We start from the raw sequence: 26,484 nt of genomic DNA, 5'->3' as shown, positions 1-26,484 counted from the left end.
GTGTCACACCCAGCACAGCACGAGCCCCGCCCGACTCTCGTCGGACGGGGCTCGTCGAGTTGGCGGAGAAGTTACTTCGCGCCCATCCATGCCTGGTCGAACAGCATGATGCCGGTTGCGGTCGGAACCACACCGTGCACGTTCTTCTGCCATGCCCAGAATGAGGACAGACCACCGACCGGCGCCGACGGCACCGTTTCGTTCCACAAGGTCTGGATCTTGCTGATCACGGCGAGAGCGGAAGCGTTGTCCTTGGTCTGCTGCAGTTCTGCGATCAACTGGTCCATCGCGGGATTGGCGTAACCCGCGGTGTTGGACTTCGAGGTGCTGTTGGTGGTCGAGAACAGTCCGAGGTCCGGAATCGACTCGTAGAGGCCGATGCCGGCATGTGCGAGGTCGAAATCGTTCTTGACGTAGACGTTCTGAACGATGTCACCGGCGTTGTTGGCCAGAATCAAGTTGACCTCGAAGCCGACTGCCTGCAGAAGCGACTGCACGGCCAGGCCGATCGCGTGGTCCTTGGGCTCACTGAGAACGATGTAATTGAGCTTTCCGTTGTATCCGTCGGCTTTGGCCTGGGTCAGAAGTTCCTTGGCCTTGGCCGAATCGTAGGCGATGCCCGGGGTGTCGACGTGCCACTGCGACGTCTTACCGAAGAGCTCGGATCCGGGCAGTCCTTCACCGTTCTCGGCGCGCTGATCGATCAGCTCGGGATCCAGTGCGTAGCCGATCGCCTGGCGGACCCGAACATCCGAACCCGGGCGGCCCTCGCGGTTGTTGATGATTTCGGCGCTACCGGCGTTGAGAACGTCCATGTATCCGGGGTATCCGGCAGACTTCGCAGAATTGATAGCTGATGTGAGACCACGAATGTATGCAACATCCAACTGGCCGCTGTTCAGAGATTCGAGGTTGGCCTGCGGCCCGTTGAGCGCCACCATGCGCAACTTCTCGAGCTTCGGAGCGCCACCGTAGTAGGCGGGGTTGGCCTTGAAAACTCGCTCGACGCTCGGAGTGAACAGATCTTCGGTGAATGGTCCGGCACCGATAGCGGTGAACTTGTCACCCTGCTGCGACGACGGAGCGACGATCATTCCGTGGCCGAGAGCCAGCATCGAGGGGAAACGCATCCACGGTGCATTGAGGTGGAAAACAGCAGTGGAGGCGTCGACGGCGTCCATCGATGTGACGGAAGCGACCCACAGTTCCGCTCCGTTGCCCTTACCCGCGTTGTACCGATGGATGCTCGCGACTACTGCATTTGCATCGACCGGGGTCCCGTCGCTGAACGTCACTCCGTCGCGGAGCTTCAAGGTCCACGTCGTGCCACCGTCGTTGGTTTCGAGTGACTTGGCGAGCTTCGGCTGAAAATCGCCGCTCGTCGTGTCGTAGCTCACCAGAACGTCGTACACGGCAGCCAGTGCCTCGCCGCCCGAGCCGCCACGTGCTGCTGTCTTCGTCGGATCCAGGGTCGCTGCCAGGACCTGCACACCGTAAGTCAGTGTTCCGCCGGCAACGGCGGGTCCGGGGTCACTCTGCGGATTGACCATCCCGGTCAATGCAGCCGAGGCCGTGGAGTCACCGCCCGGAGAACTGGTGTCGTTGTCGGTGCTGGCGCAGCCCACGAGCAATACGCCCGCCGCTGACAATGCAACCGCCACCCGGCTAATTTTCCCGATGCGTCTGGGTCTCGAGTTCGACACGTCGACCTTCACTTCCCTCTTGTGCAGTAAAAAAGGGCCGGCCGTCGAGAGACAACCGGACCACGCGCCGCCATGGAATGGGGCGCAGTGGCCAATACTGCTGATCGAAGATAAGTGACGCACGGCACGTTCCCGCTGACCGGAATCTTCCGAAAAGGAACCAGATCGGCCAACCGGAAGAAGGGGCGATGCCACGCAATAAAAAAAGCTCCAGATTCGCGTTCTGAGAACGTCGAAACTGAAGCTTGAAATATCGAGTTTTGGTGGCCAGGGCCGGGATCGAACCGGCGACCTTCCGCTTTTCAGGCGGACGCTCGTACCAACTGAGCTACCTGGCCGGACGGCACCCGAACCGAATGCCTACGCATTGCGTTGTTCTCAGTCAGATGACTGAGAACAACGCTTTGCGACCCTGACGGGACTCGAACCCGCGACCTCCGCCGTGACAGGGCGGCGCGCTAACCAACTGCGCCACAGGGCCTTGCTTTTTCCTTGCTGTGAAACCGTACTACATCTTCTCGCTGCTCCCAAACCACTGTCCTAGCTGGGCATTTCTGCAACTCAAAGCTTGTCGTGCGGGTCTTGCCGGTCAAACCATACTGCATCGTTTCGCTTTCGCAAAACGTACCCCCTACGGGATTCGAACCCGCGCTACCGCCTTGAAAGGGCGGCGTCCTAGGCCGCTAGACGAAGGGGGCCCGTCGGATCACTCCGAACTAGTTCCCCAACGGCATTCCGTTGGGAGCTTGGATAGCTTAAGACACGTAACTGGAAAAACCCAAATCGCCAGGTCAGGCAGCGGAAATCGCACTATTGCTGCACGTAGGACTCAACCGGAGCCCACCCGTCGCGATGAAACTTCTCGAGCCATTCCGCGCTGGCCATCGCTTCGAGCACTATCTCGAGAGACTCTTCGAACCAGGACGCTAGGTCACCACTCTGCGAAGTCAGGTCGGCCATGTAGCGCTGGCCGGCAAGACTTGCCGCGAGGACGCGCGTGAACTTCTCGATATCCACATCTTCACGGAACAGACCGGCATCCTGGGCCAGTGCCGCGAACTGATGCGCCGAGCGTCCCCACACCTCTCCTGCACCCGCCTGAACGTCGGCATAGAACTCAGGCTCGATGATCAGCCTGAACTCCGCGCGCACGATCACATTGGTCTGGAACAGCGTGGCGACATCACGCACCAGACCGTGCAGAAGCTGGAACGGGTCGAGATCAGTGTGCTTTGCCCACTGATCGGTGACGTCGGTGAATAACTCGATTGCGCCGGTAAGGATCGCCCTCGCCAACTCTTCCTTCGACTGAAAATGGAAGTACATGGCGCCCTTGGTGGCTTGGGAGCCATCAAGAATCGCGTTGACCGAGGCGGCGGCGTAGCCGCGCTTGGCAAACTCACTTGCAGCCGCTTCGACCAGGGCGGCGCGGGTACGCCGCGCACGCTCTTGTTGACGTGCCATTGGCGGTGTCATACCTCTCGACGAGTCGGTCTCCGAAAGGTGCCGCCTGCGGCACCTACAATCCCCCGAAAGTTCACAATATCTTCTCGGCTTACGTCCCGTAAGGCATCGCGTAACACCCACCAAAAGTACTAGTGAGTGTCAGTCAGTCAGATGACACCGAAAAGCCTGCCGGTTCACATAACACACCGAGTGGTATTGTTTTGCTCGCTCGGGTGCGGCGCAGGGGGTGCGCATCCGAGCTTTCGTGTTCCCCTAGGCGGGCAATGGGTCAATCACATTGCAGAGATCTCAACGCTGGCCCAACTACTTGAACAACCAAAGGTACTATTTATTCCGGTCGAACACCTCAAAATCAGGAATTTTCGAAAAAATTATTCAGTTAGGCTGTCTAATTAAGAGGCGGCCGAGGAGTTGAAAATGACCCAAGACGAGATCGACAGACTGTGGGAAGACCTCGGCGTGTTCACACGACGCCTACGCACCGAACGCGGTGAACGCGGCCTCAGCCCCACCCACATCCAGGCCCTCGGACATCTCAATCGGAGCGGACCGATGACCGCAAAAAGTCTTGCGCAACTTGAGCGTGTCACGCCTCAATCGATCGCCAAAACCATCATGGCCCTCGAGGAACAGCGACTGGTGACCCGTCGATCAGACCCTTCGGACGGCCGCGCGAACCTCATCGACCTCACCGAATTGGGAACATCGACACACCGCGACGACCGGGGGCACATGACGCGGTGGCTTACCGACGCGATGGATGCCGAGTGCACCGACGCCGAGCGCGACCTTCTCCTGATCGCCGGAAGAATCCTGCGCAGACTCGGCCACTCCACTCCCCCACAATCCCCATCAGCCGATCCGCGAACTGCCTCGAAACCGTGACGGACGCCGACGGGGCATCAGCACCACGAGCGTCCGTCCCCCTTCGACTGAGCCTCGCCCTGGGATCCGGCACGATCCTCCAGCCACTGAACTCGTCGATGATCGCAGTGGCGATCGTTCCCATCGCAATATATTTCGGTTCGGGTTCCGGCACAGCGTGGGTGATCTCCGCGCTCTACATCGCCACGGCTGTCACCGCTCCGACTGCCGGGCGTCTGGGCTCAATCCTCGGAGCCAAGCGCACCTACCTCGCCGGCCTCGGTCTGATCGCCGCGGGCGCGATCCTCGGATCACTCGCCCCGTCGCTGGGTTGGCTCATCGCTGCACGAATACTCCTCGGAATCGGCACGGCCACTCAATATCCCAACGCCATGACCATCGTCCGCCGGTATGCCGATCAGCACAAAGCTCAAACACGTTCCGCAATAGCAACACTCACGATCTGTGCACAATCCGTCGTCGCACTGGGACCAACTCTGGGCGGTCTACTGGTCGGAACACTCGGATGGCAGTCCATCATGTGGGTCAACCTGCCCATCGTGGTCGTCACCGGACTCTGGGTCTCGTTCGCCACCCCCGCCGATCCACCACGACCGAACAAATCGAGCACTACCACCTTCGTCCGCTCGTTGGATCCAGTCGGAATCATGCTCTTCCTGGCGCTCATCACGTCGACAATGCTCTTCTTGCTATCTCTCTCCGACGACCCGTCCTGGTATCTGCTGCCGGCGATCGCCGTCTCGGGAATTCTGTTCACACTGTGGGAACGTCGAACTGCCACACCGTTCATCAACGTCCGCGCGGTCGCAGCCAACCACGCATTGAGCATGACCCTCGGCCGCGCCCTCCTGACCTACACCGCCTTCTACTGCATATTCTTCGGACTCCCCCAGTGGCTGCAAGTCGGGCGTGGCATGTCGCCCACCACCGCTGGTCTGGTCATGCTTCCCATCGCCGCCGTGGGAATCATCTCCACCATGACCGCATCCCGGACCTACGGCCTCTACGGCGCACGAATCACCTTGCTGATCGGGACTGCAGCGCTGACCATCGGTGGACTTCTCGTCACTTTCGTGGAATCGAGCAGCACACCCCTCGTTGTCCTTCTTGTGGTCGCCGCGATCCTCGGCATCCCGAACGGCTACAACAACATGGGGAATCAAAATCTCGTCAACTCCGTGACCACCTCAGCCGACGTCGGAATGGCTATCGGCCTCTACCGGACGATCCAGTACATCGGAGCCAACCTCGCGGCCGTTGTCATCGAACTGACCATGCGCGGAACCATCGACGACGCCGGTTTACACCGCACTGGAGGAGTCATCACGATCATCGGAATCACCCTTCTGGTGGGGGTGGTGTTTTCACGCTCTCTTCGGAATGGTTAGACTCTGCGCCGCGCCCCTATAGCTCAGTTGGTAGAGCTACGGACTTTTAATCCGCAGGTCGTAGGTTCGAGTCCTACTGGGGGCACCAACAGCAGTCCGGCACCTCTCTTCGGAGGGTGTCGGGCTGTTTTGTTTCACTACCCGCGTTGCCGTCGGCACGCCGCGGACTCTCGATTTCTACCCTTAGGTGCGATTCGCATCGTGTCAGAATTGTTCGGTTTGCTACTTTTATGCGCGTGAGGGTCGCCCCTTGGATTCGCTCTCGACCCAGCACCACAGTTCAGTGATTCCTCACGGAACTTCTTGTGCGCGAACGCCGTAACGAATTACGCCGCGAAGGCCAGAGGCAACAATGTCCGACATGGACACTCGCGTGCCAGTGGCACCACCACCGGTACCGTACGAACCCGACGACCGCTGGGTTCCGGTGGATCGACGATGGTTCGGCCTCGACCGCGCAACGCTTGTCCCAGCTGCAATAGTGCTCGCCATCGCGATTGTGATGAGCATTGTCATCCCGGCGATCAACGACTCGGTCTCCTACGACGACCAAATCGTGGCCGGTGACGTCATCGAAATCGAAGGTGGCGTGACTTTCATCCCGGCGCTCGGGTGGGGAATCACCGCTGGCGTTCGCGCAACCGACCTTCCAACTGCTGGTTCGTTCCCCCCTCGCGCAACCTTGGTGAACGGCAGCGCGATGTTCACGGTGTACACCGCGCCGTTTGCCGGGGACGCGAACGCCCTCCTCGAACAGATCAAGAAGACATCGGACACCCTCGCAACCGAAAAATCATTGCGGGTGAGCAGTGATGCTTCTGCGATCACTACCGCTAGCGGCCTCCGCGGCATGCTGACCAGTTATTCGAACTCGAACGCCGACGGCGTGATCGCAGCATTTGTCGCCAACGGCAAGGGCATCGAAGTGGTCTCCACTGGCCCGATCGACGTGGACCCAACGATCACCGATGACGTCGCTCGCATGATCGTGAGCATCAGCCACCAAACCGGAGAGGGTTCGTGATGAACACGTCCACCGTGCACTCGACGGGCGATCTGAGCACCGCCCAGCTCGCAGCGATTCACAACTCCGGCTGGGGTCGGTCGTTCACGTTCTACCAACCACGTAGCGCCGCATTCTGGGTCTACCTGATGTTGGTCGTCAGCGGAGCCTTCAAACTCTTCTCGATGCTGTCCGCGTCCGCCCCGGCCTACGCCGATGCCATCACGCTCTCCGTCGTGCTGTTCGCTGTGTACGGCGCGATCTTCTGGTGGTTCACACATCACATGGATCGATACTCGCGCCAGCCCGTCAAACTGATCGTGGTGGCCTTCCTGTGGGGCAGCTTCGCCGCAACGTGGGCGATGGCGGCCAACGCCAACGACGCGATCATCTCCCTCTACGCCAAGATCTTCGGGCAGGCCTGGGCGTCTGACTGGGGCCCCGGTCTGACGGCACCGTTTACCGAAGAAATCGCGAAGGGCATCGGACTGCTGCTACTCATCGCACTGGCGTCCCGCTTTGTGCGCACCGCATTCGACGGATTTATTCTCGGCGCCTTCATCGGACTCGGCTTCCAGATCTTCGAAGACATTCTCTACGCACTGAACTCAGCCGCATCGCAGTTCGGAGCCGATCCGGTGGGCGCGGCAATGTCGACCATCGTTCTGCGCATGGTCTTCGGAGTAGCGGCTCATGCGCCGGGCTCGTCTATCTCCTGGGCCGCCCGGCCGAACCACGCCGGGTGGGTCGAGGTCTCGCACTGATGGCGTCAGCCATGCTGTTCCATGGACTCTGGGATTCCGCCGGCGCACTCGTGCAGGGCAAGAACGCACTCATCTTCCCACTCTTCATCATCATGATCGCGGCTGCGCTTACCCTCGTGGTCCGAGCGTTCCGGATGACGGCTCCTCGTGAGCGTCAGTTCCTTCGGGACATCCTGGCCCTGAGGCCGAACACGGCGTCATCACCGAAGCCGAACACGGCGTCATCACCGATGACGAACTGACTGCGCTGTGCGGCGACCGTAAGGCCCGCAAGGCCTTCCGCAAATCTGCTGGAACCCAGGCAGCCCGCAAGCGCAACGGGTACGTTCTCGAGGCCGCTGCAGATCTCGCCGACGCTCTGGCAGATTCACACGGAACCGACTCCGGTCGAGTCGAATTCACTCGATCCGAGGTAAGTCGGATCAGAAGCGGCCGCCCGTCGGTCGAAGCCTGACCCGTATCGAACAGAAACCGCCGCAGATGACCTTGTCGGTCATCTGCAGCGGTGTGCGATCCAGCCCTCATCTTCTAGCTCAGCCTTGCATTGGATCAGTGCAAAGTATCCGATTTGCGATATTTCAGAGTGCTGCGCGGTTCTACTGCATCGCTGCGTTAATCTTCCGCAGTGAACACACAGAAGCATGAAGCTGCCCCGCGCATCAGCGGGCGCCACCTTTCCTACCTTGCCTTCGCCGTTGTGGTCATTGCGTACTTGGTGATAATCCAGTTCGGCGGCCGCCTCATCGCTGGATGGGGCGACGAGGACAACACCCTGACCACCCGCGGGGTCATCTTCACGATGGCGATCCCACTCGGGCTCGCGCTGATTTTTACCTACGGCGTCATCACAGCTTTGGGATGGTGGCGACCGGTAATCAAGGATGACCGCCCGGTCAATCGCTGGGTATGGGTTGTGCCCATCATTCTGCTTGTCGGCATCCTGTTGGGCATCGATTACAGCGCGCTTGCCGAGAAGGGATGGATATTCATCCTCGTCGTTCTCATCGCCACACAGTTCGTCGGATGGGGCGAGGAAGGAATGTTCCGCGGCATCGGTGTGACGGTGTTGCGCAACCACGGCCTCCGCGAGGGCCAGGTTGCTCTGTGGTCCAGCCTCATCTTCGGCGCTGTCCACCTGACGAACGCCTTCGGAAGTGGTGCTTCCGCGATCCCTCAGGCGATCCTGGTCAGTTTCGCCGGGTACTTCTTCTATCTCACTCGCCGGGTCTCGGGTAGCAACGTGCTCAACTCCGTACTGCACGGGCTCTTCGACTTTGCACTGCTCAGCGGTTCCGCGATCCTGCTGGACCAACAGAGCTACGTCGGGGCCATCGCTCCGATCCTTGTCTACCCGATCCTTGCAATCATTCTGCTCGTCAAACGTCGCGCCATCGAACCGTCCCAGCCCGCCGATGACTCGGCCCCATCCCGCACGTAGATGCGCTGGCCCGGCGCAGCGAACCTCGCCGGGTCACTAGGGGGTACATCTCGATGTGCGTTTCAACCGGTGCGCTAGCTGCAGTTTCTACCGAAAACAGCATTGTCAGCGCGCACAAGAATCTATCGAAACACGTGCAGCATCACAGTCAGGAACTCGCGATCAATCGCCGGACTGATTCGACTGCCGTCAGCCGGCGCTGAGCTGAAGTTCGAGAGACCTTCCCAGCACCGGGGCGAGACAAAGTCCTGGCGATCTCGGTGATCACCAACAACAATTCCGACGCATTCCAACTGTGATCTATGTGACCAGCTGCCTGCCCTCGACGAATCTCCTCGATTTTGGGGCGGAAAGTTCTGCTGCGTATGTCGTTCTCGCTCATCACATCCGGCGCTTCGAGGTCCGCCCACTCCTGCAGACGGGCATTCTCGGGATGAGCCACATAATTGTCGAAAAGCCGCCCCACGTATCCGGGTAGGTCGTCGCCGCGTAATGCCGTTTCTGTTGTGGTTTCGAGGGTCCACTGAGCCGTAACAGCAGCGAACAGTTCTTCCTTGCTCGCGAAGTACGCGTACAGACGGTCTTTGCTGGCCCGAGCCTCCGCGGCAATCCGATTGATCCGAGCTCCTGCCAGACCATGCCGGGCAAATTCTTCCTTCGCGGCAGCAAGAATGCGGTCTCTTGTGGCTTCCCCGGCTGAACGCATGTGAACAGCCTAGAACGAATTGACCATTGCCGAACCATCCGGTTCGGCGTAGCGTCCGGAGTTGGCGAACAGTTTGGTTCGCGAACTTGAACGACGACCGCAAGGATCCCTATGAATCTCGACGAGGCCCGCACTGCATTCACACTGCTCCGAGCGGCTGAGAGCGGTGTATCACCGGCTGAACTCGACAAAATCTGGGCAGCACTCGACACAGTCGCAGCAGCAGACATCCTCGGCGAATGGAAGGGCGACGACTTCGCTACCGGCCACCGGCTACACGACGCACTGGCCGCAACCCGCTGGTACGGAAAGACATTCAACTCCCTGAACGACGCAAAGCCGTTGATCTGCCGCGACGAAGACGGCAACCTCTACTCCGATGTCAAGGGTGGCAACGGAGAAGCGAGCCTGTGGAACATCGAATTCCGCGGCGAAGTGACAGCAACGATGGTCTACGACGGAGTATCGATCTTCGACCATTTCAAGAAGGTCGACGAGCAGACACTGATGGGAATCATGAACGGCAAGTCGAAGTTGGTGTTCGACAACGGTCAGCACTACTACTTCCTGCTCGAGCGAGCTTGATTCGCGCCGAACAGAACTCGACCTTCGCCATGCAGATGACAGCGGCACTGTCTCGCGGTCCGGAATCGCCGTTCACGCTCGAAACCGTCCAGATCGATGATCCCCGCCCCGACGAGATATTGGTACGTATCGTCGCGACCGGACTGTGTCATACGGACCTGTTCACAAAATCCCTACTGCCGCAGACGGTTGGCGCCTGTCTGTTCGGACACGAAGGTGCAGGAATCGTCGAGGCCGTGGGCTCCGAAATCACACACATCGTTCCCGGTCACCACGTACTCCTGAGCGTCCGTAGTTGCGGTGTATGCCGCCAATGCATCGACGGGCACCGAGCGTATTGCGAACGCTCCCACCAACTCAACAGTGCGGGTGTTCGCACTGACGGTTCGTCTCCGATCCATCAGAACGGCGCACCGATCAGAGCCGCCTACTTCGGGCAATCCAGCTTCGCGCAATACGCGATCACGACGGTGGACAACACCGTTGTCATCGATCCGGCCGTCAACCTGGCCGTCGTAGCGCCTCTGGGTTGCGGGTTCCAGACAGGTGCCGGCGCTGTACTCAATATGCTTCGGCCCGAACCTGACTCGACGTTTGTCGTCTTCGGAGCCGGCAGCGTCGGGTTCGCTGCCATCTTGGCCGCAAGAACAGCAGGGGTCACCACCATCGTCGCAGTCGACCCGGTGGCGGAACGTCGCAAACTAGCCGAAGAGTTCGGCGCGGTCACGATCGACCCGGCAACCGACAACATCGTGGATGCCGTGCGCGCTGCCACCGACGGCGGTTCCGCGCATTCATTGGACACCACCGGAATTGGCGCAGTCATCAATCAAGGTGTCGCATCACTGCGTGCACGTGGAACTCTGGCCGTGGTCGGACTCGGCGCACGCGAAGTCCCCCTGAACATCGCCGACATCATGCTGAATGGGAAGACCGTTCGGGGATGCATCGAAGGCGACTCGGACGTCACAACTTTCATTCCCCGACTCGTCGAACTCTTCAACGCCGGCAGTTTCCCGATTGATCGTCTGGTAACGCCCTATGCGTTCTCCGACATCAATCAAGCCGTCGCCGATCAAACCTCGGGAAAGGTGATCAAACCCGTCCTGTTGTGGTGAACCAAGCGCCGGTTCACTTTTCGAGGTGCGAACTCTCGACATTGGCCTCGGGCTCAGTTTTCTTGCCGTCGCCCTTCTTCCCGTCGCCGCGCATCTTCGCGAGTTCCTTGCCGCGCTTGTTGTACATGTACCCCAGAAATACGATTCCGATGAACAACGCCACACCGATTACAGCGCCCAGCACCGAAGCACCGCGGAAGCCGGGGCCGTCGACGTCGAGGACACGTTCGCCGGCATGCGCAGCACTACTGTTGCCGAGCACAATGCTCAGTGTCAGCAGGTTGGGCAAAGCAAAAATCACGCCGAGCACCAAAGCGCTGATCTGCATCACACGAGCATGCTTGCGCTTGCGCACCTGCCAAATCGCACGGAAGAATAGCAGCGGAACCAACGTGCACACGAGCCCGAACATCACGCCCCACGCAATGCCTCCACTGAAACTGCCGTCGGCGAGCGACGCAATCCGCTGAGACCACCAGCGCGGGAGGTACGCGGCGAGAATCAAATACGTGATGACCAGTACTACTGCCGCCACCGCGATGGTTATGGCCTTCTTCGCCCACGGCGGCATGCCGGGTGCAGTTGTAGCCGGTGATGTTTCCGGTGTCGTCATGACAAATCCTCGTTTTGGTTCGGCACTGTTGTTGTCACGAATCTAACTGGTGGCCGCCGCGGGTATCCGCATCGAGCACAATTCGGGCAAGCCGCTTGGGTGCCACCAGCGTGTAGGAGGTGTAGATCCATTCTTCGAGTTGATCCCACAGTTCTTCGGGGACGTCGGCACCGATGTCCAGAACGACCCAACCGTGCCTCCCCAGCCCGTAGCTCGCCGGACTGACAAAAGACTCCGTAGCCACAACAGCTTCGGCCTCTTCCTTGCTCAGCTTCACCGTCAGAGACGTCGCTTCGACATTGCAGAACACGAAGTTCTTGCCCCGCACCCGAAATGTGGGATGCCCGTCCCATACCTCGATGTCGACGCGCTGAGCCTCGGGAAGACTCAGCGAGATCTCCTCGAGCCGAACCATGTTGTCCGTCATGACAGAAGATTGTGCACCTAGTTCTCGGCGCATCCCACCCGTAATCGCGTTAGGCTCCGTTCGACCACGTTAGACGACCCCAATCCTTCGGGAGAGTGGCATGCGTACGTTTGTTCATGTGGTGCTGCTGATCTGCGGCATTGCCATTGCAGTCGGCTCATTCATGTCGATATTGGCCGGCGTGAAACCCATCAATGTCCGCCTCGAGGATTTGAGAGACGGGTTTCCGGCGGGCTGGGTGATCGAGCAGATCGGCGAACAATCCGTGATGTTCTATCGATCGATGATGATCCTGCTCCTTGCTGCCGCAGTGCTGATTCTCGTTGCCGCACTGTTCGGCTCGCGCATCGCGGCCTGGCTGGGAATCGTTGTCGGTTTGGGGACGCTGGGCACGTTTTATTACCGGGTGAACGACCAATTCGGCAACGTCATCCGGGAAAACTACGCCACAGTCCTGACAAATCAGACAGGATTCATTTTGACCGCCGGAGGTCTGATTCTCGCGCTTCTCGCCTGCCTGGTTCCTCGGGAGAAGGCAAGATCCTGACCACAGAGCAACCTCAGGGTTACTCGAGAGTTGAACATTGACTAGTGTCTGCACCAACCGGGTGTGGACCAAGGAAACACCCCAGAAGAGGTAGGCATCAATGGCTTCGCTCGACGACCTTCTGTCACAGATCCCGATCGACCAGATTGCGCAGCAACTGGGAGTAGATCGTGCAACTGCGGAAACCGCAGTAAAATCAGCACTTCCGACGCTTGTCGGCGGCCTCGGCGCCAACGCAGAAGACGAGGCCGGAGCGGCTTCACTCGAGAGCGCATTGCACGCGCATGCGGACACCACAATTCTCGACGACGGCATCGACATCAGCAAAGTCGACACCGAAGACGGGCAGAAAATTGTCGCGAATATCTTCGGCAACAACACTGATCAGGTCGCCAGCACACTCGGCGGAGTGGGCGGTGGCAACGATCTGGTGAAGCAACTTCTCCCGATCCTGGCACCGATCGTTCTGGCTTACCTCGCCAAGCAGTTCACGGGCGGCGGCAACACAACGCAGACGCAGGCTTCAACCGGCGGCGGCATCGGCGATCTACTGGGCGGATTGCTCGGCGGCGGCAATTCCGGCGGCGGCATCGGCGACGCACTCGGAGGCCTCCTGGGAGGCTCCGGCGGAGGCGGTATCGGCGATCTACTGGGCGGGCTTCTCGGCGGCGGCAAGAAGTAGTCTCACAGCGCGGCGGCTCCCGAACCGGAGTCGCCGCACTGACTTCAGCCCACCGGCACGGATCTGAACATCTTCAGCGACAACACCATTGCGACGAGCAGCAAGCAACCGACAAAGGTACTGACCCCATTCCACCCGCCGGCGGCGTAGGCGGCACCCGCCAAGACACCGGCCACCGACGAGCCCCCGTAGTAGGCAAAAAGATAGAGCGCCGACGCCTCCGCCCGATGAAGCTGGGCAAGCCGTCCCACCCACCCGCTTGCCACCGAGTGTGCCGCAAAGAATCCGCCGGTGAAGAGCAACATTCCCGCCAGAACCAGAACTAGATTGTCGGGAACGGTTAGTGCCAGACCCAATGCCGTCACTGACACGGAGCCCAGCAGTACCCACTTCCGCCCCAACTTGTCCGCAGCGATGCCGGCTATCGTCGAAGTGAATGTCCCGGCGAGGTAGAACAGGAACACCAAGCCCACCACAGCCTCGGAAAGTCCGAAAGGTACACTGGCAAAACGAAATCCGAGAAAATTGTAGACCGATACAAATGCACCCATCACGACGAAACCCAAGATGAAGAGCGTCCGCAACGATGAATCTTCAAGGTGAACACGAAGATTCGCGACCAACCTTCTCGGAGAGACCGGCTGGGGCCGGAAGAACTGCGATGTCGGCAAGGTGCGAATCATGATGAGCGCAAACACCGTCGAGACCATTGCGACCGCAAACAAGGCCAAGTGCCACGAACTCACATCGATCACCGCCGACGGGATCAGTCTGCCGATCAATCCGCCGATCGTGGTGCCCGCGACGTATCGACCCATCGCAGCGCCCAAATCCTTCGGGTCGATCTCTTCTGCCAGGTAGGCCATCGCAACTGCGGGAATGCCGGCCAGTGCAGCACCTTGGAGCGCCCGGCCTACCAGGAGAACCTCGATCGTCGGGCTGAGCGGCAAGAGTAGGCCGATCACACAGGAGGCGACGGCCGAGACGATCATGACTCGGGTTCGGCCGTACCGCGCGGACAGAGCACTGGCCGGAATGATTGCCAATGCCACCATTCCCGTGGTTACCGAAACGGAGAGCGCCGACACCGCCGGCGAGACCGTAAACGCTTCCGCAAACGCCGGGAGTAGTGCCTGAGCCGAGTACATCGACACGAACGTCGTCAATCCCGCAGCGAAGAGCGCGAGGGTGACGGCCCGGTATCCGAGCGACCCGCGCCGATGCGGCACGACATTCGCCCCAACTTCTGTCGAAACACTCATCGAATTACCTCCGTCGCAAATCCTCCCGCCCCACCGCAACAAAAGAAAATGCATGAATGTCGACTTCTATATGCCTCAGGAACATATAGATTCAGGGAGTGATGCTGACCGAAGATCTCGAATGGTTTGTCGTACTCGCCGAAACCCAGCAGGTGACCGCCACGTCGGACCTCACCCATCTGTCGCAGCCCACGCTGTCCCGCAAACTCGCACGACTCGAACAACAGATCGGCGTGCCACTCTTCGACCGGCACGGGCGCCGGCTCACCCTCAACCGCTACGGCCGAATTCTCTACGAACACGCCGGTAGCGCACTGAAAAATCTCCAAGATGCGCAGCGTCGGATCGACACGCTTCGCAGTCCCGACATCGGCACAGTTCGGCTCGACTTTCTCCATTCCTTCGGCACCTGGCTGGTTCCGCGGATGCTGCGGAGCTATCGGGTCGCACATCCCGATGTGCGGTTCGAACTTCACCAGGACCGCGCACAATTCCTGACCGATCGCGTCTCGTCCGGCGAGACCGACCTCGCCATCGTCTCCCCACAACCGGACAACCCTGCGCTCGCGTGGACACAGATTGCGCAGCAGAGACTCGCACTTGCCGTACCCGCCGGGCATCGATTTGCCCAACTGCCGCAGGTCGAACTCTCACAGGCAGCGGGCGAACAGTTCATAGGCATGCAATCCGACTTCGGTATGCGAAGAATTCTCGACGAAATGTGCGCCGCTGCGGGTTTCACTCCCGAATTCGTGTTCGAGAGCAGCGAACTCGCCACCGTCGGCGGTCTGGTCTCGGCATCATTGGGAGTCGCGGTCATGCCGATCCAGGATCCGCCCATCTGGGCGGAGGGAATCGTCTATGTCCCGATCGCCGACGCCGAGCGCAAGATCGGCCTCATCTGGGTTGACGATCGAGCATTGCCCCGGCCTGCGCTCGAATTCCGCGACTTCGTGCGCAAAAATATTTGGTCCTGAAATTCAGACACACAACCGCACCAGTAGGTATGATTTGGATCACATGTGATCCGAACGGATCAGACAATACGGCCGATCAACGAAACTGATCAATCAGCATCTAGCTACGGGTCGGTAACATTCGATCCTGGGGGAAAATTCATGCCATTCTCTTCAAACCTACGGTGCCGTAGGCTGGGGCGAAGTCGGGCATTCACTCAACACGGAGGCAATCAATGACGAGGAATCTGACGCAGCTCGAGCTGCTACAGGAACTGCAGCCGGTCGCGGAAGAGAACGTCAACCGCCACATCTCCATGGCAAAAGAATGGCATCCCCACGACTACGTCCCGTGGGACGAAGGTCGCAATTTTGCAGCCATGGGCGGCGAAGATTGGAGCCTCGAACAGTCGCAGCTCGGTGAAGTTGCTCGCGCCGCGATGATCACCAACCTCCTCACCGAGGACAACTTGCCGTCGTACCACCGTGAGATCGCCGAGAACTTTTCGCAGGACGGCGCTTGGGGTACCTGGGTCGGCCGTTGGACCGCCGAAGAGAACCGTCACGGCATCGTGATGCGCGACTACCTCGTCGTCACCCGCGCCGTCGACCCCGTCGAACTCGAACGCCTCCGCATGGAACATATGGTCACCGGCTACAACCCGGCTGTCCCGGACGACGGAGCCGGCGTACTTCACTCTGTCGCCTACGTGACGTTCCAGGAACTCGCGACGCGCGTCAGCCACCGCAACACCGGTAAGGCCTGCAACGAACCGATCGCAGACAAGATGCTTCAGCGCATCGCTGCCGACGAGAACCTGCACATGATCTTCTACCGCAACATCTGTTCCGCAGCACTCGACCTCGCGCCCGACCAGACGCTCAAGTCCGTGTCGAACATCGTGCAGAACTTCCAGATGCCCGGCAGCGGAATGCCGAACTTCCGTCGCAACGGGGTCCTCATGGCCAAGCACGGAATCTACGACCTTCGCCAGCACATCGACGAAGTAATCTGGCCCGTTCTGCGCAAGTGGAACATCTTCGAACGCAACGATTTCAGCGCCGAAGGTGAGAACACACGCGAGGAGTTGGCGGCATACCTCGAGAAACTCGATGGTCAGGCAGCCAAGTTCGAGGAGCAGCGCGATCGCATGCTCGCCCGCGAGGCAGCAAAGCGCGAACAGCAGGCTTCTTAATTTCACCAGCTATTCTGTGCCCGGTACCGGATTCGGTACCGGGCACTTTCAATTGTCAGAAATATTTGTTCAGAGGTAGTCATGTCATCCCTTCGTATCGGTTCACTCGAGCTGCACAGCCCCGTGGTCCTCGCACCCATGGCAGGCGTCACCAACGTCGCCTTCCGCACGCTTTGCCGTGAACTCGAACTCGAACGGGCCGGCAGCACCTCCGGCCTCTACGTCTGCGAGATGGTCACGGCACGCGCTCTCGTCGAGCGCCAGCCGGCCACCTTGCACATGACCACCTTCGGCCCCACCGAAACTCCACGATCCCTGCAGCTGTACACGGTCGATCCGGACACGACGTATGCCGCGGCCAAGATGATCGTCGACGAGAACATGGCCGATCACATCGATATGAATTTCGGCTGCCCAGTCCCCAAGGTGACACGCAAGGGCGGCGGCTCGGCACTGCCGTACAAGCGCCGTCTGTTCGGCCAGATCGTCGCGGCTGCAGTCCGCGCCACCGAAGGCACCAAAATCCCGGTCACCGTGAAGATGCGTGTCGGTATCGACGCCGACCACCACACGCACCTCGACGCCGGACGTATCGCTGCAGCTGAAGGTGCTGCCGCGATTGCTCTCCACGCCCGTACCGCGTCGCAGCGATACTCCGGAACTGCCGACTGGAACGAGATCGCACGCCTCAAAGAGCACGTCACCGACGTTCCGATCCTCGGCAACGGCGACATTTTCGACGCCTCCGACGCTGCCCGGATGATGGACGAAACCGGATGCGACGGCGTGGTTGTAGGCCGCGGCTGCCTCGGACGCCCCTGGTTGTTCGCCGAACTCAGTGCGGCGCTCAACGGCCAGACCATCGCCACGCCTCCGACGCTCGGTGAAGTCACCAAGATCATCGCCCGTCACGCGCAGCTTCTGGCCGCGCACCACGGCGAGATGAAGGGCCTGCGTGAGCTTCGTAAACACGTTTCCTGGTACATGCGCGGCTTCCCGGTCGGATCGGATCTGCGGGTGTCGATGGCATTGGTCAGCACATTGACCGAACTCGACGATCTTCTCGGTCAGCTCGATCACGACGTGCCGTTCCCGAAGGACGCCGAAGGCCCCCGCGGGCGCCAGGGCTCCCCTGGTCAGGTGGCTTTGCCCGACGGCTGGCTCGACGATCCCGAGGACGATGTGGTGCCGGTCGGCGCCGACATGATGCACTCGGGCGGATAGCTTTCAATGTGAATTCGGTCGATTCGTCGGCTTTCTGAGTGGATAACTCAGGATTCACCAGTAATATGGCTCCAGCTTCACCAAAAGGTGTTGCGGTACAGCGAAAAACAGAACGAACTGTCCGAATCGGCAGTCGACGACGGGACAGGTTGCATCGGTGGGTGATGATCACGACTCGGGCCCGCCTTCGCCCGAAAGCCGGGCACCGTGGGAACGGCCACTCGCAGATCAGCGATACCGCAACCGCCGTTCGGAGCGCCCGAAACCGACACCTGAATCCGAGCCGAAAGCGCCGGGAACAGAACGCCGAATCGCTGGTCTGTTCGGTCGACGCGACTCCCCCAACACCGAAGACAGCATTTCGGTTGCGGAACTCGTCGCCCGAGTAGGTGACGCACCGACCGATTCGAATCTGCACAGCGGACCCGTTCCGACACCCCCGATAGCGCCGGCTGCAGCCGAATGGATCTCCAGCGAACCGCCCACGTCCGCGTCTCCTCGAGTCGTCAACGCAACCGGCGGTAGCAGGCTCGCACTGAACAAGATCAAGCGTCGTCAGCGCCTCAAGGTGATCAGCAGATCAGCCGTCGCGTTCATGGCCGTGATGTCCTTGACCTTGACAGGCGTCGTCTGGGGCTACCAGCACGCGACCGACGGCAAGTTCGAACAGATCGCAGCACTCGATACCAACTCCGACGACATCGTCGACGCACTGGGCCAACTCGGCGACGAAACCTATTTGATCGTCGGTACCGACACACGCGCCGGAGCCAGTGGCACGATCGGCGCCGGAACGGTCGACGACGCCGAAGGCGCCCGCGCCGACACCGTGATGCTGGTCAACATCCCAGCGGATCGAAGCCGCGTTGTCGCCGTCTCGTTCCCCCGCGACCTCGACGTCGACCGCCCGATGTGCAAGGGCTGGGATAACAACACCGGCACCTACACCAGCGAATACTTCCCCGCTGCGAGCGGTGAAAAACTGAATGCCACGTATGCACTCGGCGGACCCAACTGCCTGGTCAAGGTCATCCAGAAAATGTCCGGGCTCAAGATCGGCCACTTCGTCGGCATGGACTTCGCCGGATTCGAGCGCATGGTCGACACCGTCGGCGGCGTCAATATCTGCTCCCCGGTCCCCATCGAAGACGGCATTCTCGGCACTGTCCTGCCGACCAGCGGCAACCAATTGCTCGACGGCCGGACCGCACTCAACTACGTCCGCGCCCGCCACGTCGAAGCCGAGGGCAACGGCGACTACGGACGCATCACGAGACAGCAGAAGTTCCTGTCCGCGCTCCTCCGATCGGCGCTGTCCAACCAGGTTCTCCTCAATCCCGGCAAGCTCAACGGTTTCATCAACGCCTTCACCAGCGACACGTTTGTCGAGAACATCGATACGAAGTCACTGGTCACGCTGGGACGATCGTTGCAGAACGTCGACGCCGGATCGGTCACGTTCCTGACCGTCCCCACCGACGGCACCAACGACTGGGGCAACGAGATCCCCCGGACCGAAGAGATCAAAGCCCTGTTCCAGGCAATTATCGACGACGAACCCTTGCCCGGTGAAGAGCGGCCCGAAGACGACGCACCGACGTCGAGCAGCACGGCGCCGTCGACGTCGAGCGCACCACTGCCCGATGCAACGACGGTCGAAGCAATGAGTGCCTACAACGTTTCCATCGACGTCTCGAATGCATCAGGAATTTCCGGCCGAGCTGCAACCGTCGCCGACGAACTCGAGACTCGGGGCTTCCATGTCGCCAATGTCGGCAATGCCGCCGCGGCGACCGGCCTGACCAACGTCAAATCCACTCAGACTGTCGTGCGATACGCGCCCGGCTATGAAGCCGAGGCCGCGACCGTGGCCTCCGCAGTTCCCGGTGCCGTCCTCGTGGTCACGCCGAGCATGGGCGAGATGGTCGAACTTGTGATCGGAAGCGATTTCTCCGGAACAGTCGTCGCTCCGGCCGACCCTGGCACAACACTCTCCGCCGAACCGAAATCCGTGGACACGAGTGCCTCGACATCGCTGTCTCCCGACATCGCCGCAGTCAATGCCGGCGACACCGCCTGTATCTGAAGAGCAGATCATTCACCTTGCGTTCACCTGTCGCTTGTGACTTGGTCTTTCACGGCACGTAGGCTCTGACCTCATGCGCGTGGCTTACAACGAACAGATGACCGAGCTTGCTGACATGCTCGGCGAGATGGCAGGACTGGCAGGGACCGCCATGGAGCGCGCCACCCAGTCGCTGCTCCAAGCTGACCTCACCCTTGCCGAGCAGGTGATCGGAGAGCACGACAAGATCACCGACCTCAGCACCCTGTGCGAGGAGCGTGCCTTTGCGCTGCTCGCCTTGCAGGCTCCCGTCGCCGGCGATCTTCGATCAGTCGTCAGCGGAATCCAGATCGTCGCCGACATCGACCGCATGGGCGCCCTCGCCCTGCACGTCGCGAAAATCGCGCGCCGTCGTCACCCCAACCATGTACTTCCTGAAGAAGTCAACGGCTACTTCGCCGAAATGGGGCGAATCGCCGTGTCCATCGGCGCAGCTGCCAAGGAAGTTCTCGAGTCTCGCGACCCCGAGCGCGCTGCACGTCTCGTCGAAGACGACGAGGCGATGGACGATCTCCACAGCCACCTGTTCACCGTCCTCATGGATCGTGAATGGAAGCACGGCGTTGCCGCTGCCATCGACATCACGTTGCTCGGCCGCTTCTACGAGCGCTTTGCCGACCACGCAGTCGAGGTCGGCCGACGAGTGATCTTCCTCGTGACCGGGAAGCTGCCGGAAGAACCCGAGAAGATCGAAAAGGTCGACAAGCTGACCGCGTACCCGAATCTGTAAAAACTCCACAAACGTGAGTTGAAGGCGGCCGTGCACCGTGCACGGCCGCCTTTCCTATCAGCGTGCGTTCAACCACTCGTCCAACGTGGGCCCGGCGGACGTCGACCCCGGTCCAGGAAGCAAAGCTCCACCGCGCATGGCTTTTCCGGCACCCGGTACCGATATCGGAATCAACAATTTTCGTTGACCACGGTGCTGCAAGATCGTGCGTGTCATCACCGGAATTTCCAGATCCTCGGGTCCGGCAAGATCTGCCGCTCGCCCCGACGGACCTTGTTCGACGCAATTCAGCAGCGTCCGGGCGACAGTCTTGGCCGCGACCGGTCGCGAGAGCATCCGCGGTACCAACGCCACTGGACCGAAACCCATGAGAGACACGGTCTTTTCACCGAACTCGAACCATTGTGTCGATCGCAGAATCGTGAACGGGATTCCCGACGCTTCCACAGCGCGTTCTTGCGCTGCCTTGCCTTGGTAGTACCCGAATGCTTTCAGTCGAGGATTGTCGCAATTGACGATCGAGAGCAGCACATGGTGTTTCACCCCGGCCTTGCGTTCGGCCTCGGCAATATTCTCGGCCGCCGATTCGAAGAACTCCACAGCCTTCTTTGCGTTGTTGGTGACGTGATCGCTGACGTCGACTACTGCGTCGACACCATCGAACGCCGCGTCCATACCCATCCCGGTGCTGATGTCGACGCCGGTCGAGCGGGCAGCAATCACCACGTCGTGGCCTGCGTCCCTTGCCGCAGTGACAACAAGTTTGCCCATCAAGCCGGTTCCGCCTAGAACTGCAATCCGCATCATTGCCTCCGTTGACACATTCTGCCCTGTTCGCGTCAGTCGCGACATGAGATAGACGAGGCAACTACCCGGAATGTGACAGCGGTCCGATCACGTTGTTCAGACCACGCTGTAGCGCCCGGCCACCGTTGCATACCAATCCGCGCAGATCTCCTCCAAGGCAGCGGTCGCCTGATGGGCATGATCTGTAAGCGCGCGGGCCAACATGCCCGGACCGGCCAGAGGCGTGACGTGCCCGTCGACGGTGTCCGTGGTCTTCATTCCCAGCAGCATGGTGGTGCCGAGTACCCGGCACCCACCGAGAACACCGGGGAGGCTGCGGCCGGAAACACTTCGTAGATCCAGGGTTTCCACCAGCAACGGAGTCCCGTCGACAGTGATCCGCTGATCCGAACGCAAGGCCCCACCGATCTCCCCCGTACGACCCAGCACAACCATTTCGTCGAGCAGAGCAACGGCGTCGGCTTCGAGTGAAATATCAATGCGCCTACTGACATTCGCGCCGCCCGCCACCACGAACGGCGCCGCCCGCCACACCAGTGCGCCGCCTGCGCCCACCCGGGCAGTTGCAGTCCACGACGCATGACCACCACGCGCGTTGTATGCCACGGTGCCCGACGGTTCGATCACCTCGAGGAAAGTGCCCGGTGCGACGTCGAATTCGATCCGGAGATCGTCACCAGCCAACAGCGTTGCACTGTGCCCTACCAAGGCAATTCGCACGTGCAGCCCGCGGGAGCTCACAAACCGTGGGGCCAGGAAGTCTCCGGAGATCAACTCCGCGGCGGTGGCGGTATCCCCGGTTCGTTCGACGACTATCCTGGTTGCCCCCGACACCGGCGCAGACGTATTCATCAGTGACTGTGAGAGTGACTGTGCCCGTGACCATGATCGTCTTCGTCAGCGTGGAAGTGCGGCGCCATCGGACCCGGATCCTGCGGAACATGACTACCGGCGCGATGAGCGGCGATGACCTGACGAATCCAGGCGCTGAGCTGATCGATGGTGGCGTGATCCTTCTGACTGAGCGCCAGGACCGGCAGTCCATCACGTGCGGCGGTCGCATCTGCGACCATCAAGACTGCGTCGACATCAACGTACGGAGCAAGGTCGATCTTGTTGACCACCAAGAGATCTGCACGCTCGATACCGGGTCCGCCCTTGCGCGCGACGTCACCGCCGCCGGCAACATCGATGACAAAGATCTGAGCGTCGACCAGAGCCGGGCTGAACGTAGCCGTCAGATTGTCGCCGCCGCTCTCCACGATCACCATGTCGAGCGGGCTGAACTCCCGCTCGAGATCTTCCACCGCAATGAGATTGGGCGTGACATCATCTCGAATTGCAGTGTGCGGGCAGGCACCGGTCTCGACAGCGACAATGCGCTCGATGGGTAGGACGTTGGCCGCACGGAGCAACCGCGCGTCCTCGTCCGTGTAGATGTCGTTGGTGACAACCGCGATCTCGAATTCAGCTGCCAATTCACGGCAGATGGTGGCGATCAGCGTGCTCTTGCCCGTCCCGACGGGACCGGCAACACCGAGTCGCAATCCTCGGGCAGCGGTCACGGTGTTCGGCGCGGGGGTGTTCAGATTGTCAAGCACGGAAAATCCTCCTGGATCGAGCGTTGTGTTCAAGTGACCATTGTTCGACCAACGGTCCGGTAGTTGCAGGTATGTCTGCGGCGCAGCCCACTTGGACTGCGGCTCGCGCAATTCTTTCGATGGTCGGGGCCACCTGCAGTAGCCACTCGACCGGTTCTGCCGGATCCACCGGCAGCAACTTCAATGCCGCCGACGCCACGGTTTGAGCGTCGTCGTACAGGCATGATCGGGCTGCCGCCGTGTCGTCCATGCCGGCGACGGCGGTGAAAACTCCCAGCGCCAACGGCCGCATCGGATGACCGGGCAGCGCCATCAGCAGTTGCACCGCATGATGCTGCGGCCACAACCTCGACGCCAACCTGGCGAGTCCCCGGCCGAGTTGGATCGACGCCTCACGCAATGGAGCGCTGGGCGTGCGGGCAAGCAGTTCGTTCGAAATGGCTTCGAGTTCGCTTGCGCTTCCGCCGCTGATTGCCCAGCGCCTCGTGACAACTGTTGCCGCAGCTTCGACGACACCAACCGTTTCGAGTCGACCCCGGATGAAATCCGGAACCTGGCTTTGACGCAGACCAGCGGCCAATGCCGGTTCCAGCCCCGACGAGTGTGCATGCCCGCCTGTCGGTAATCGTCCGTCTGCCAGCAGCATCGACGCGATCTCGGCGGACACCGGCGTCAGAACAGCGTGTAGCGCTGAGCCATCGGCACTACGTCGACGGGATTGGGCCGGATCAGGTCACCGTCGACCTTGATGGCAAACGTCTCCGGATCGACGTCGATGGATGGCAGTGCCGTGTTGTTCGGCATGTCGGCTTTGGTGAGGTGCCTGGTGGGCCGGACTCCGGTGAGAGTTCGCTTGAGACCGAGTCGATCGGCCAATCCGTCCTCGATAGCCATCGGCGAAACGAAGGTCGTGGACAGATGCGGAGCCGAACCCGGCGCCGCCGCGATGGCAGGCCGAATGAATACCGGCTGCGGCGTCGGAATCGCAGCATTGGGATCACCCAGTGGCGCAGCAACAATCGCACCACCTTTGATCACTGCGGCCGGACGAACTCCGAAGAAGGCCGGATCCCACAGCACCAGGTCTGCCATCTTCCCGGCCTCGATCGAGCCGACCTCATGGTCGATACCGTGCGCCACAGCCGGGCAGATCGTGTACTTGGCGACGTACCGACAGGCACGCTCGTTGTCGGCCGGCATGCTGGTACCCAGCTTGCCGTGCTGCGCCTTCATCACGTGCGCTACCTGCCAGGTTCGCAACGTCACCTCACCGATGCGACCCATTGCCTGGGCATCGGACGACGTGATGGAGATTGCACCGATATCGTGCAAGAAGTCCTCAGCAGCAATGGTTGTCGGCCGAATTCTCGACTCGGCGAACGCAAGGTCTTCCGGCACACGAGGATTGAGCGCGTGGCACACGATCAGCATGTCCAGATGCTCAGCCACCGTGTTGATGGTATGCGGCAGCGTCGGATTGGTCGATGCCGGAAGGACATTCGCCTCGCCGGCCGTCACGATAATATCGGGAGCGTGTCCGCCGCCGGCACCTTCCGCGTGGAAGACGTGGATACCTCGTCCGGCAATAGCGTCCAAAGTGTGCTGAACGTAACCAGTTTCGTTGAGACTGTCGGCATGCAGGGCAACCTGGAGACCGAACTCGTCCGCCGCTCGAAGCGCTGCGTCGATGGCCGCGGGCGTGGAACCCCAGTCCTCGTGCACCTTGAATCCACCGGCACCCGCGAGAGCCTCTTGACGAAGCGCCTCATGGCTGACGGTGCTGCCTTTGCCGAGGAGAAGAACGTTGAGGGGAATGTGGTCGAGCGCGCGGTGCATCATCGTCAGCGACCAGGCGCCGGGCGTCACCGTCGTTGCCTTGCTGGCCTCGGTAGGGCCGGTTCCGCCGCCGGCAACCGTGGTCGTGCCGGTTGCCAGAGCCTCGAGCATCTCGATTTCGCTGAGGAAATGAACGTGCGTGTCGATCGCGCCGGCCGTGAGAATCTTTCCCTCCCCGGCAATCACATCGGTACTGGGTCCGATGAGCAACTTCGGGTGGACGCCGTTCATGATGTCGGGGTTACCCGACTTTCCGATCGCCACGATGCGGCCGTCACGAATTCCGACGTCTGCCCGGACAATTCCCCAATGATCGAGAATCACCGCATTGGTGATGACCACGTCGAGGGCGCCCTGATCACGAGTGGTCAGGCCCTGACCCATGGATTCGCGGATACTCTTGCCGCCGCCGAACACCATTTCGTCGCCGGTCGCCGTGTAGTCGTGTTCGATCTCGATCCACAGATCGGTATCTGCCAAACGGATTTGGTCGCCTGCTGTCGGTCCGTACAGGGAGGCGTATCCACGCCGATCGATCCTGCTCACTACGTAGTCACCCCATCCAAATCGGTATCAATGTCGAATTCGAGATCGCCGACGCTGTCGAGATCACCGTCTGTCGAGTCGTCCTCGACCGCGACATCACTGATGCGCACATTCACCGGCGACGCCCGCAGTGGTTCTTCCACCTCGACACCCGGTGTACCGAAGGGCATCACCGTCTTGGGTTCCCTTGCGTGCGTGGGCAGTATATTTTCAGGCAGAATCTGCAAACCCGGGACTCGTTTGAGTCCACCGAGTTCGATCAGCGTCACAGTGCGCGAGACACCGGGTTCGAACCGTACCGATGTCCCGGACGGGATATCGAGCCGGAAACCTTCTGCTTCGTCACGATCGAATGTCAGCGCGGGATTGGCGGCCGGAAGGTGCAAATGCGAACCGATCTGAATCGGCCGGTCGCCGTCGTTGACGACTACCACCGTGATCCGCACTGCCTCCGAACCGAATTCGAGCGGCTGTGTCGAAACGCGAACCTCGCCGGGAATCATCGGATGGGTTCCGTGACGGTAACCAGCTTGCGTCCGTCCGGGAAGGTGGCTTCAACCTGGACGTTGTTGATCATCTCGGGAACCCCTTCCATGACGTCGCTGCGGGTGAGCACCTGCCGACCGGCGTTCATCAACTCCGCGACCGTCATCCCATCGCGCGCACGTTCGAGAATCCAACACGAAATCAGTGCCATCGACTCGGGATAATTCAGCAGCACGCCGCGATCACGCCGATCTCGCGCAACCATGCCTGCGACGCTCAGCAGCAGCTTTTCGGTATCTGAAGGGGTGAGGTGCATGAATTGAGGCCCTTCCGGTCGTAGAGCAGTGCCGTCGGGGTCCAACAGCGCACTGTCGGGGCGAGATTAGCAT

The 26,484-nt window shown here is 60.6% G+C and carries 28 protein-coding genes and 4 tRNA genes; 16 read left to right on the top strand and 16 right to left on the bottom strand.

Annotated features, from left to right (window positions below):
- Positions 1-71: 71 nt before the first annotated feature.
- The 5 genes from MTX36_RS06345 to MTX36_RS06325 all read right to left on the bottom strand — a co-directional run bounded on the left by MTX36_RS06345 (position 72) and on the right by MTX36_RS06325 (position 3,167).
- Positions 72-1,661 (bottom strand): ABC transporter substrate-binding protein, encoded by a 1,590-nt coding sequence (locus MTX36_RS06345; RefSeq protein WP_243618852.1) that lies wholly within the window; start codon positions 1,659-1,661, stop codon positions 72-74.
- 303 nt (positions 1,662-1,964) lie between these two features.
- A tRNA-Phe gene (locus MTX36_RS06340) sits at positions 1,965-2,041 on the bottom strand.
- Between the two features lie 69 nt (positions 2,042-2,110).
- Positions 2,111-2,184: transfer RNA gene (locus MTX36_RS06335), tRNA-Asp, on the bottom strand.
- Between the two features lie 144 nt (positions 2,185-2,328).
- A tRNA-Glu gene (locus MTX36_RS06330) sits at positions 2,329-2,401 on the bottom strand.
- A 112-nt stretch (positions 2,402-2,513) separates the two neighbouring features.
- A complete protein-coding gene (locus tag MTX36_RS06325; protein ID WP_243618851.1) occupies positions 2,514-3,167 on the bottom strand; it encodes a TetR/AcrR family transcriptional regulator in 654 nt (217 codons plus the stop codon).
- A gap of 420 nt (positions 3,168-3,587) precedes the next feature.
- Here MTX36_RS06325 and MTX36_RS06320 point away from each other — a divergent pair, with 420 nt between their 5' ends.
- From MTX36_RS06320 to MTX36_RS06295, 7 genes are all read left to right on the top strand, one after another.
- Entirely contained in the window at positions 3,588-4,055 is a 468-nt protein-coding gene (locus tag MTX36_RS06320) for a MarR family winged helix-turn-helix transcriptional regulator (protein WP_243618850.1), read from the top strand.
- Complete coding sequence (locus MTX36_RS06315) at positions 4,052-5,443, top strand: MFS transporter (RefSeq protein WP_243618849.1); 1,392 nt, start codon at positions 4,052-4,054, stop codon at positions 5,441-5,443. The genes MTX36_RS06320 and MTX36_RS06315 overlap by 4 nt, the downstream gene beginning before the upstream one ends.
- Positions 5,444-5,455: 12 nt before the next feature.
- Positions 5,456-5,531 (top strand) — tRNA-Lys (locus tag MTX36_RS06310).
- A 273-nt stretch (positions 5,532-5,804) separates the two neighbouring features.
- A complete protein-coding gene (locus MTX36_RS06305; protein ID WP_243618848.1) occupies positions 5,805-6,467 on the top strand; it encodes a hypothetical protein in 663 nt (220 codons plus the stop codon).
- Positions 6,467-7,210: a PrsW family glutamic-type intramembrane protease gene (locus MTX36_RS30210; RefSeq protein ID WP_308198199.1), complete on the top strand. Its 744-nt coding sequence runs from the start codon at positions 6,467-6,469 to the stop codon at positions 7,208-7,210. The genes MTX36_RS06305 and MTX36_RS30210 overlap by 1 nt, the downstream gene beginning before the upstream one ends.
- On the top strand, positions 7,210-7,452 hold the full coding sequence (locus MTX36_RS30205) for a hypothetical protein (RefSeq protein ID WP_308198198.1): 243 nt from the start codon (positions 7,210-7,212) through the stop codon (positions 7,450-7,452). Before MTX36_RS30210 ends, MTX36_RS30205 begins: the two co-directional genes overlap by 1 nt.
- 383 nt (positions 7,453-7,835) lie before the next feature.
- The gene (locus MTX36_RS06295; protein ID WP_243618847.1) at positions 7,836-8,648 is read left to right on the top strand and encodes a CPBP family intramembrane glutamic endopeptidase; all 813 of its coding nucleotides are present in this window, start codon (positions 7,836-7,838) and stop codon (positions 8,646-8,648) included.
- Positions 8,649-8,796: 148 nt separating this feature from the next.
- Here the strand turns inward: MTX36_RS06295 and MTX36_RS06290 are convergent, their stop codons facing one another.
- Entirely contained in the window at positions 8,797-9,354 is a 558-nt protein-coding gene (locus MTX36_RS06290) for a TetR/AcrR family transcriptional regulator (RefSeq protein ID WP_243618846.1), read from the bottom strand.
- A gap of 111 nt (positions 9,355-9,465) precedes the next feature.
- On the opposite strand from MTX36_RS06290, the gene MTX36_RS06285 reads away from it, so the two are divergent.
- On the top strand, positions 9,466-9,939 hold the full coding sequence (locus MTX36_RS06285) for a DUF4334 domain-containing protein (protein WP_243618845.1): 474 nt from the start codon (positions 9,466-9,468) through the stop codon (positions 9,937-9,939).
- 29 nt (positions 9,940-9,968) lie between these two features.
- Positions 9,969-11,057 carry an NAD(P)-dependent alcohol dehydrogenase gene (locus MTX36_RS06280; RefSeq protein ID WP_243618979.1) on the top strand — a complete coding sequence of 363 codons (1,089 nt, stop codon included), beginning with the start codon at positions 9,969-9,971 and terminating at the stop codon, positions 11,055-11,057.
- A 13-nt stretch (positions 11,058-11,070) separates the two neighbouring features.
- Here the strand turns inward: MTX36_RS06280 and MTX36_RS06275 are convergent, their stop codons facing one another.
- Together MTX36_RS06275 and MTX36_RS06270 are read right to left on the bottom strand one after the other, a co-directional pair.
- A complete protein-coding gene (locus MTX36_RS06275; protein WP_243618844.1) occupies positions 11,071-11,670 on the bottom strand; it encodes a hypothetical protein in 600 nt (199 codons plus the stop codon).
- Positions 11,671-11,704: 34 nt separating this feature from the next.
- A complete protein-coding gene (locus tag MTX36_RS06270; RefSeq protein ID WP_243618843.1) occupies positions 11,705-12,097 on the bottom strand; it encodes an MmcQ/YjbR family DNA-binding protein in 393 nt (130 codons plus the stop codon).
- A gap of 100 nt (positions 12,098-12,197) precedes the next feature.
- Between MTX36_RS06270 and MTX36_RS06265 the strand changes: the two genes are divergently transcribed.
- Positions 12,198-12,644, top strand: a complete 447-nt coding sequence (locus tag MTX36_RS06265) for a hypothetical protein (protein ID WP_243618842.1) — start codon at positions 12,198-12,200, stop codon at positions 12,642-12,644.
- Between the two features lie 100 nt (positions 12,645-12,744).
- A complete protein-coding gene (locus MTX36_RS06260; RefSeq protein ID WP_243618841.1) occupies positions 12,745-13,326 on the top strand; it encodes a DUF937 domain-containing protein in 582 nt (193 codons plus the stop codon).
- Between the two features lie 44 nt (positions 13,327-13,370).
- Here MTX36_RS06260 and MTX36_RS06255 read toward each other — a convergent pair whose 3' ends face one another.
- Positions 13,371-14,588 (bottom strand): MFS transporter, encoded by a 1,218-nt coding sequence (locus MTX36_RS06255; RefSeq protein ID WP_243618840.1) that lies wholly within the window; start codon positions 14,586-14,588, stop codon positions 13,371-13,373.
- A 98-nt stretch (positions 14,589-14,686) separates the two neighbouring features.
- Here MTX36_RS06255 and MTX36_RS06250 point away from each other — a divergent pair, with 98 nt between their 5' ends.
- The 5 genes from MTX36_RS06250 (at position 14,687) to phoU (ending at position 20,819) form a co-directional block, all read left to right on the top strand.
- Positions 14,687-15,565 carry a LysR family transcriptional regulator gene (locus tag MTX36_RS06250; protein ID WP_374230433.1) on the top strand — a complete coding sequence of 293 codons (879 nt, stop codon included), beginning with the start codon at positions 14,687-14,689 and terminating at the stop codon, positions 15,563-15,565.
- Between the two features lie 215 nt (positions 15,566-15,780).
- Entirely contained in the window at positions 15,781-16,740 is a 960-nt protein-coding gene (locus tag MTX36_RS06245; RefSeq protein WP_243618839.1) for an acyl-ACP desaturase, read from the top strand.
- An 81-nt stretch (positions 16,741-16,821) separates the two neighbouring features.
- Positions 16,822-17,964 carry a tRNA dihydrouridine synthase DusB gene (gene dusB, locus MTX36_RS06240; RefSeq protein WP_094271266.1) on the top strand — a complete coding sequence of 381 codons (1,143 nt, stop codon included), beginning with the start codon at positions 16,822-16,824 and terminating at the stop codon, positions 17,962-17,964.
- Between the two features lie 157 nt (positions 17,965-18,121).
- Positions 18,122-20,050, top strand: a complete 1,929-nt coding sequence (locus MTX36_RS06235) for an LCP family protein (protein WP_243618838.1) — start codon at positions 18,122-18,124, stop codon at positions 20,048-20,050.
- A gap of 73 nt (positions 20,051-20,123) precedes the next feature.
- Entirely contained in the window at positions 20,124-20,819 is a 696-nt protein-coding gene (phoU, locus tag MTX36_RS06230) for a phosphate signaling complex protein PhoU (protein ID WP_243618837.1), read from the top strand.
- 57 nt (positions 20,820-20,876) lie between these two features.
- On the opposite strand, the gene MTX36_RS06225 is transcribed toward phoU, so the two are convergent.
- The 7 genes from MTX36_RS06225 to MTX36_RS06195 all read right to left on the bottom strand — a co-directional run bounded on the left by MTX36_RS06225 (position 20,877) and on the right by MTX36_RS06195 (position 26,411).
- A complete protein-coding gene (locus MTX36_RS06225; protein ID WP_243618836.1) occupies positions 20,877-21,626 on the bottom strand; it encodes an SDR family oxidoreductase in 750 nt (249 codons plus the stop codon).
- A 96-nt stretch (positions 21,627-21,722) separates the two neighbouring features.
- Complete coding sequence (locus tag MTX36_RS06220; RefSeq protein WP_243618835.1) at positions 21,723-22,478, bottom strand: urease accessory protein UreD; 756 nt, start codon at positions 22,476-22,478, stop codon at positions 21,723-21,725.
- Positions 22,478-23,227 (bottom strand): urease accessory protein UreG, encoded by a 750-nt coding sequence (ureG, locus tag MTX36_RS06215; RefSeq protein ID WP_243618834.1) that lies wholly within the window; start codon positions 23,225-23,227, stop codon positions 22,478-22,480. The genes MTX36_RS06220 and ureG overlap by 1 nt, the downstream gene beginning before the upstream one ends.
- Positions 23,220-23,894 (bottom strand): urease accessory protein UreF, encoded by a 675-nt coding sequence (locus tag MTX36_RS06210; protein WP_243618833.1) that lies wholly within the window; start codon positions 23,892-23,894, stop codon positions 23,220-23,222. Before MTX36_RS06210 ends, ureG begins: the two co-directional genes overlap by 8 nt.
- 5 nt (positions 23,895-23,899) lie before the next feature.
- Positions 23,900-25,609, bottom strand: coding sequence for an urease subunit alpha (locus tag MTX36_RS06205; protein ID WP_243618832.1), 1,710 nt, complete (start codon positions 25,607-25,609; stop codon positions 23,900-23,902).
- The gene (ureB, locus tag MTX36_RS06200) at positions 25,609-26,112 is read right to left on the bottom strand and encodes an urease subunit beta (RefSeq protein ID WP_243618831.1); all 504 of its coding nucleotides are present in this window, start codon (positions 26,110-26,112) and stop codon (positions 25,609-25,611) included. The genes MTX36_RS06205 and ureB overlap by 1 nt, the downstream gene beginning before the upstream one ends.
- Complete coding sequence (locus tag MTX36_RS06195; RefSeq protein WP_243618830.1) at positions 26,109-26,411, bottom strand: urease subunit gamma; 303 nt, start codon at positions 26,409-26,411, stop codon at positions 26,109-26,111. The genes ureB and MTX36_RS06195 overlap by 4 nt, the downstream gene beginning before the upstream one ends.
- Positions 26,412-26,484 lie beyond the last annotated feature (73 nt).

Origin of the sequence: Rhodococcus sp. ARC_M6 (assembly GCF_022810305.1) — a bacterium.
Taxonomy (GTDB): Bacteria; Actinomycetota; Actinomycetes; order Mycobacteriales; family Mycobacteriaceae; genus Rhodococcus_F.
This window is presented reverse-complemented; position numbering and strand designations above follow the sequence as displayed.

Coding starts and splice junctions, on each gene's coding strand:
- MTX36_RS06325 (WP_243618851.1), bottom strand. CDS start 3,167: ATGGCACGTCAACAAGAGCGTGCGCGGCGTACCCGCGCCGCCCTGGTC.
- MTX36_RS06320 (WP_243618850.1), top strand. CDS start 3,588: ATGACCCAAGACGAGATCGACAGACTGTGGGAAGACCTCGGCGTGTTC.
- MTX36_RS06305 (WP_243618848.1), top strand. CDS start 5,805: ATGGACACTCGCGTGCCAGTGGCACCACCACCGGTACCGTACGAACCC.
- MTX36_RS30210 (WP_308198199.1), top strand. CDS start 6,467: ATGAACACGTCCACCGTGCACTCGACGGGCGATCTGAGCACCGCCCAG.
- MTX36_RS30205 (WP_308198198.1), top strand. CDS start 7,210: ATGGCGTCAGCCATGCTGTTCCATGGACTCTGGGATTCCGCCGGCGCA.
- MTX36_RS06290 (WP_243618846.1), bottom strand. CDS start 9,354: ATGCGTTCAGCCGGGGAAGCCACAAGAGACCGCATTCTTGCTGCCGCG.
- MTX36_RS06285 (WP_243618845.1), top strand. CDS start 9,466: ATGAATCTCGACGAGGCCCGCACTGCATTCACACTGCTCCGAGCGGCT.
- MTX36_RS06280 (WP_243618979.1), top strand. CDS start 9,969: ATGCAGATGACAGCGGCACTGTCTCGCGGTCCGGAATCGCCGTTCACG.
- MTX36_RS06275 (WP_243618844.1), bottom strand. CDS start 11,670: ATGACGACACCGGAAACATCACCGGCTACAACTGCACCCGGCATGCCG.
- MTX36_RS06270 (WP_243618843.1), bottom strand. CDS start 12,097: ATGACGGACAACATGGTTCGGCTCGAGGAGATCTCGCTGAGTCTTCCC.
- MTX36_RS06265 (WP_243618842.1), top strand. CDS start 12,198: ATGCGTACGTTTGTTCATGTGGTGCTGCTGATCTGCGGCATTGCCATT.
- MTX36_RS06260 (WP_243618841.1), top strand. CDS start 12,745: ATGGCTTCGCTCGACGACCTTCTGTCACAGATCCCGATCGACCAGATT.
- MTX36_RS06255 (WP_243618840.1), bottom strand. CDS start 14,588: ATGAGTGTTTCGACAGAAGTTGGGGCGAATGTCGTGCCGCATCGGCGC.
- MTX36_RS06245 (WP_243618839.1), top strand. CDS start 15,781: ATGACGAGGAATCTGACGCAGCTCGAGCTGCTACAGGAACTGCAGCCG.
- dusB (WP_094271266.1), top strand. CDS start 16,822: ATGTCATCCCTTCGTATCGGTTCACTCGAGCTGCACAGCCCCGTGGTC.
- phoU (WP_243618837.1), top strand. CDS start 20,124: ATGCGCGTGGCTTACAACGAACAGATGACCGAGCTTGCTGACATGCTC.
- MTX36_RS06225 (WP_243618836.1), bottom strand. CDS start 21,626: ATGATGCGGATTGCAGTTCTAGGCGGAACCGGCTTGATGGGCAAACTT.
- MTX36_RS06220 (WP_243618835.1), bottom strand. CDS start 22,478: ATGAATACGTCTGCGCCGGTGTCGGGGGCAACCAGGATAGTCGTCGAA.
- ureB (WP_243618831.1), bottom strand. CDS start 26,112: ATGATTCCCGGCGAGGTTCGCGTTTCGACACAGCCGCTCGAATTCGGT.
- MTX36_RS06195 (WP_243618830.1), bottom strand. CDS start 26,411: ATGCACCTCACCCCTTCAGATACCGAAAAGCTGCTGCTGAGCGTCGCA.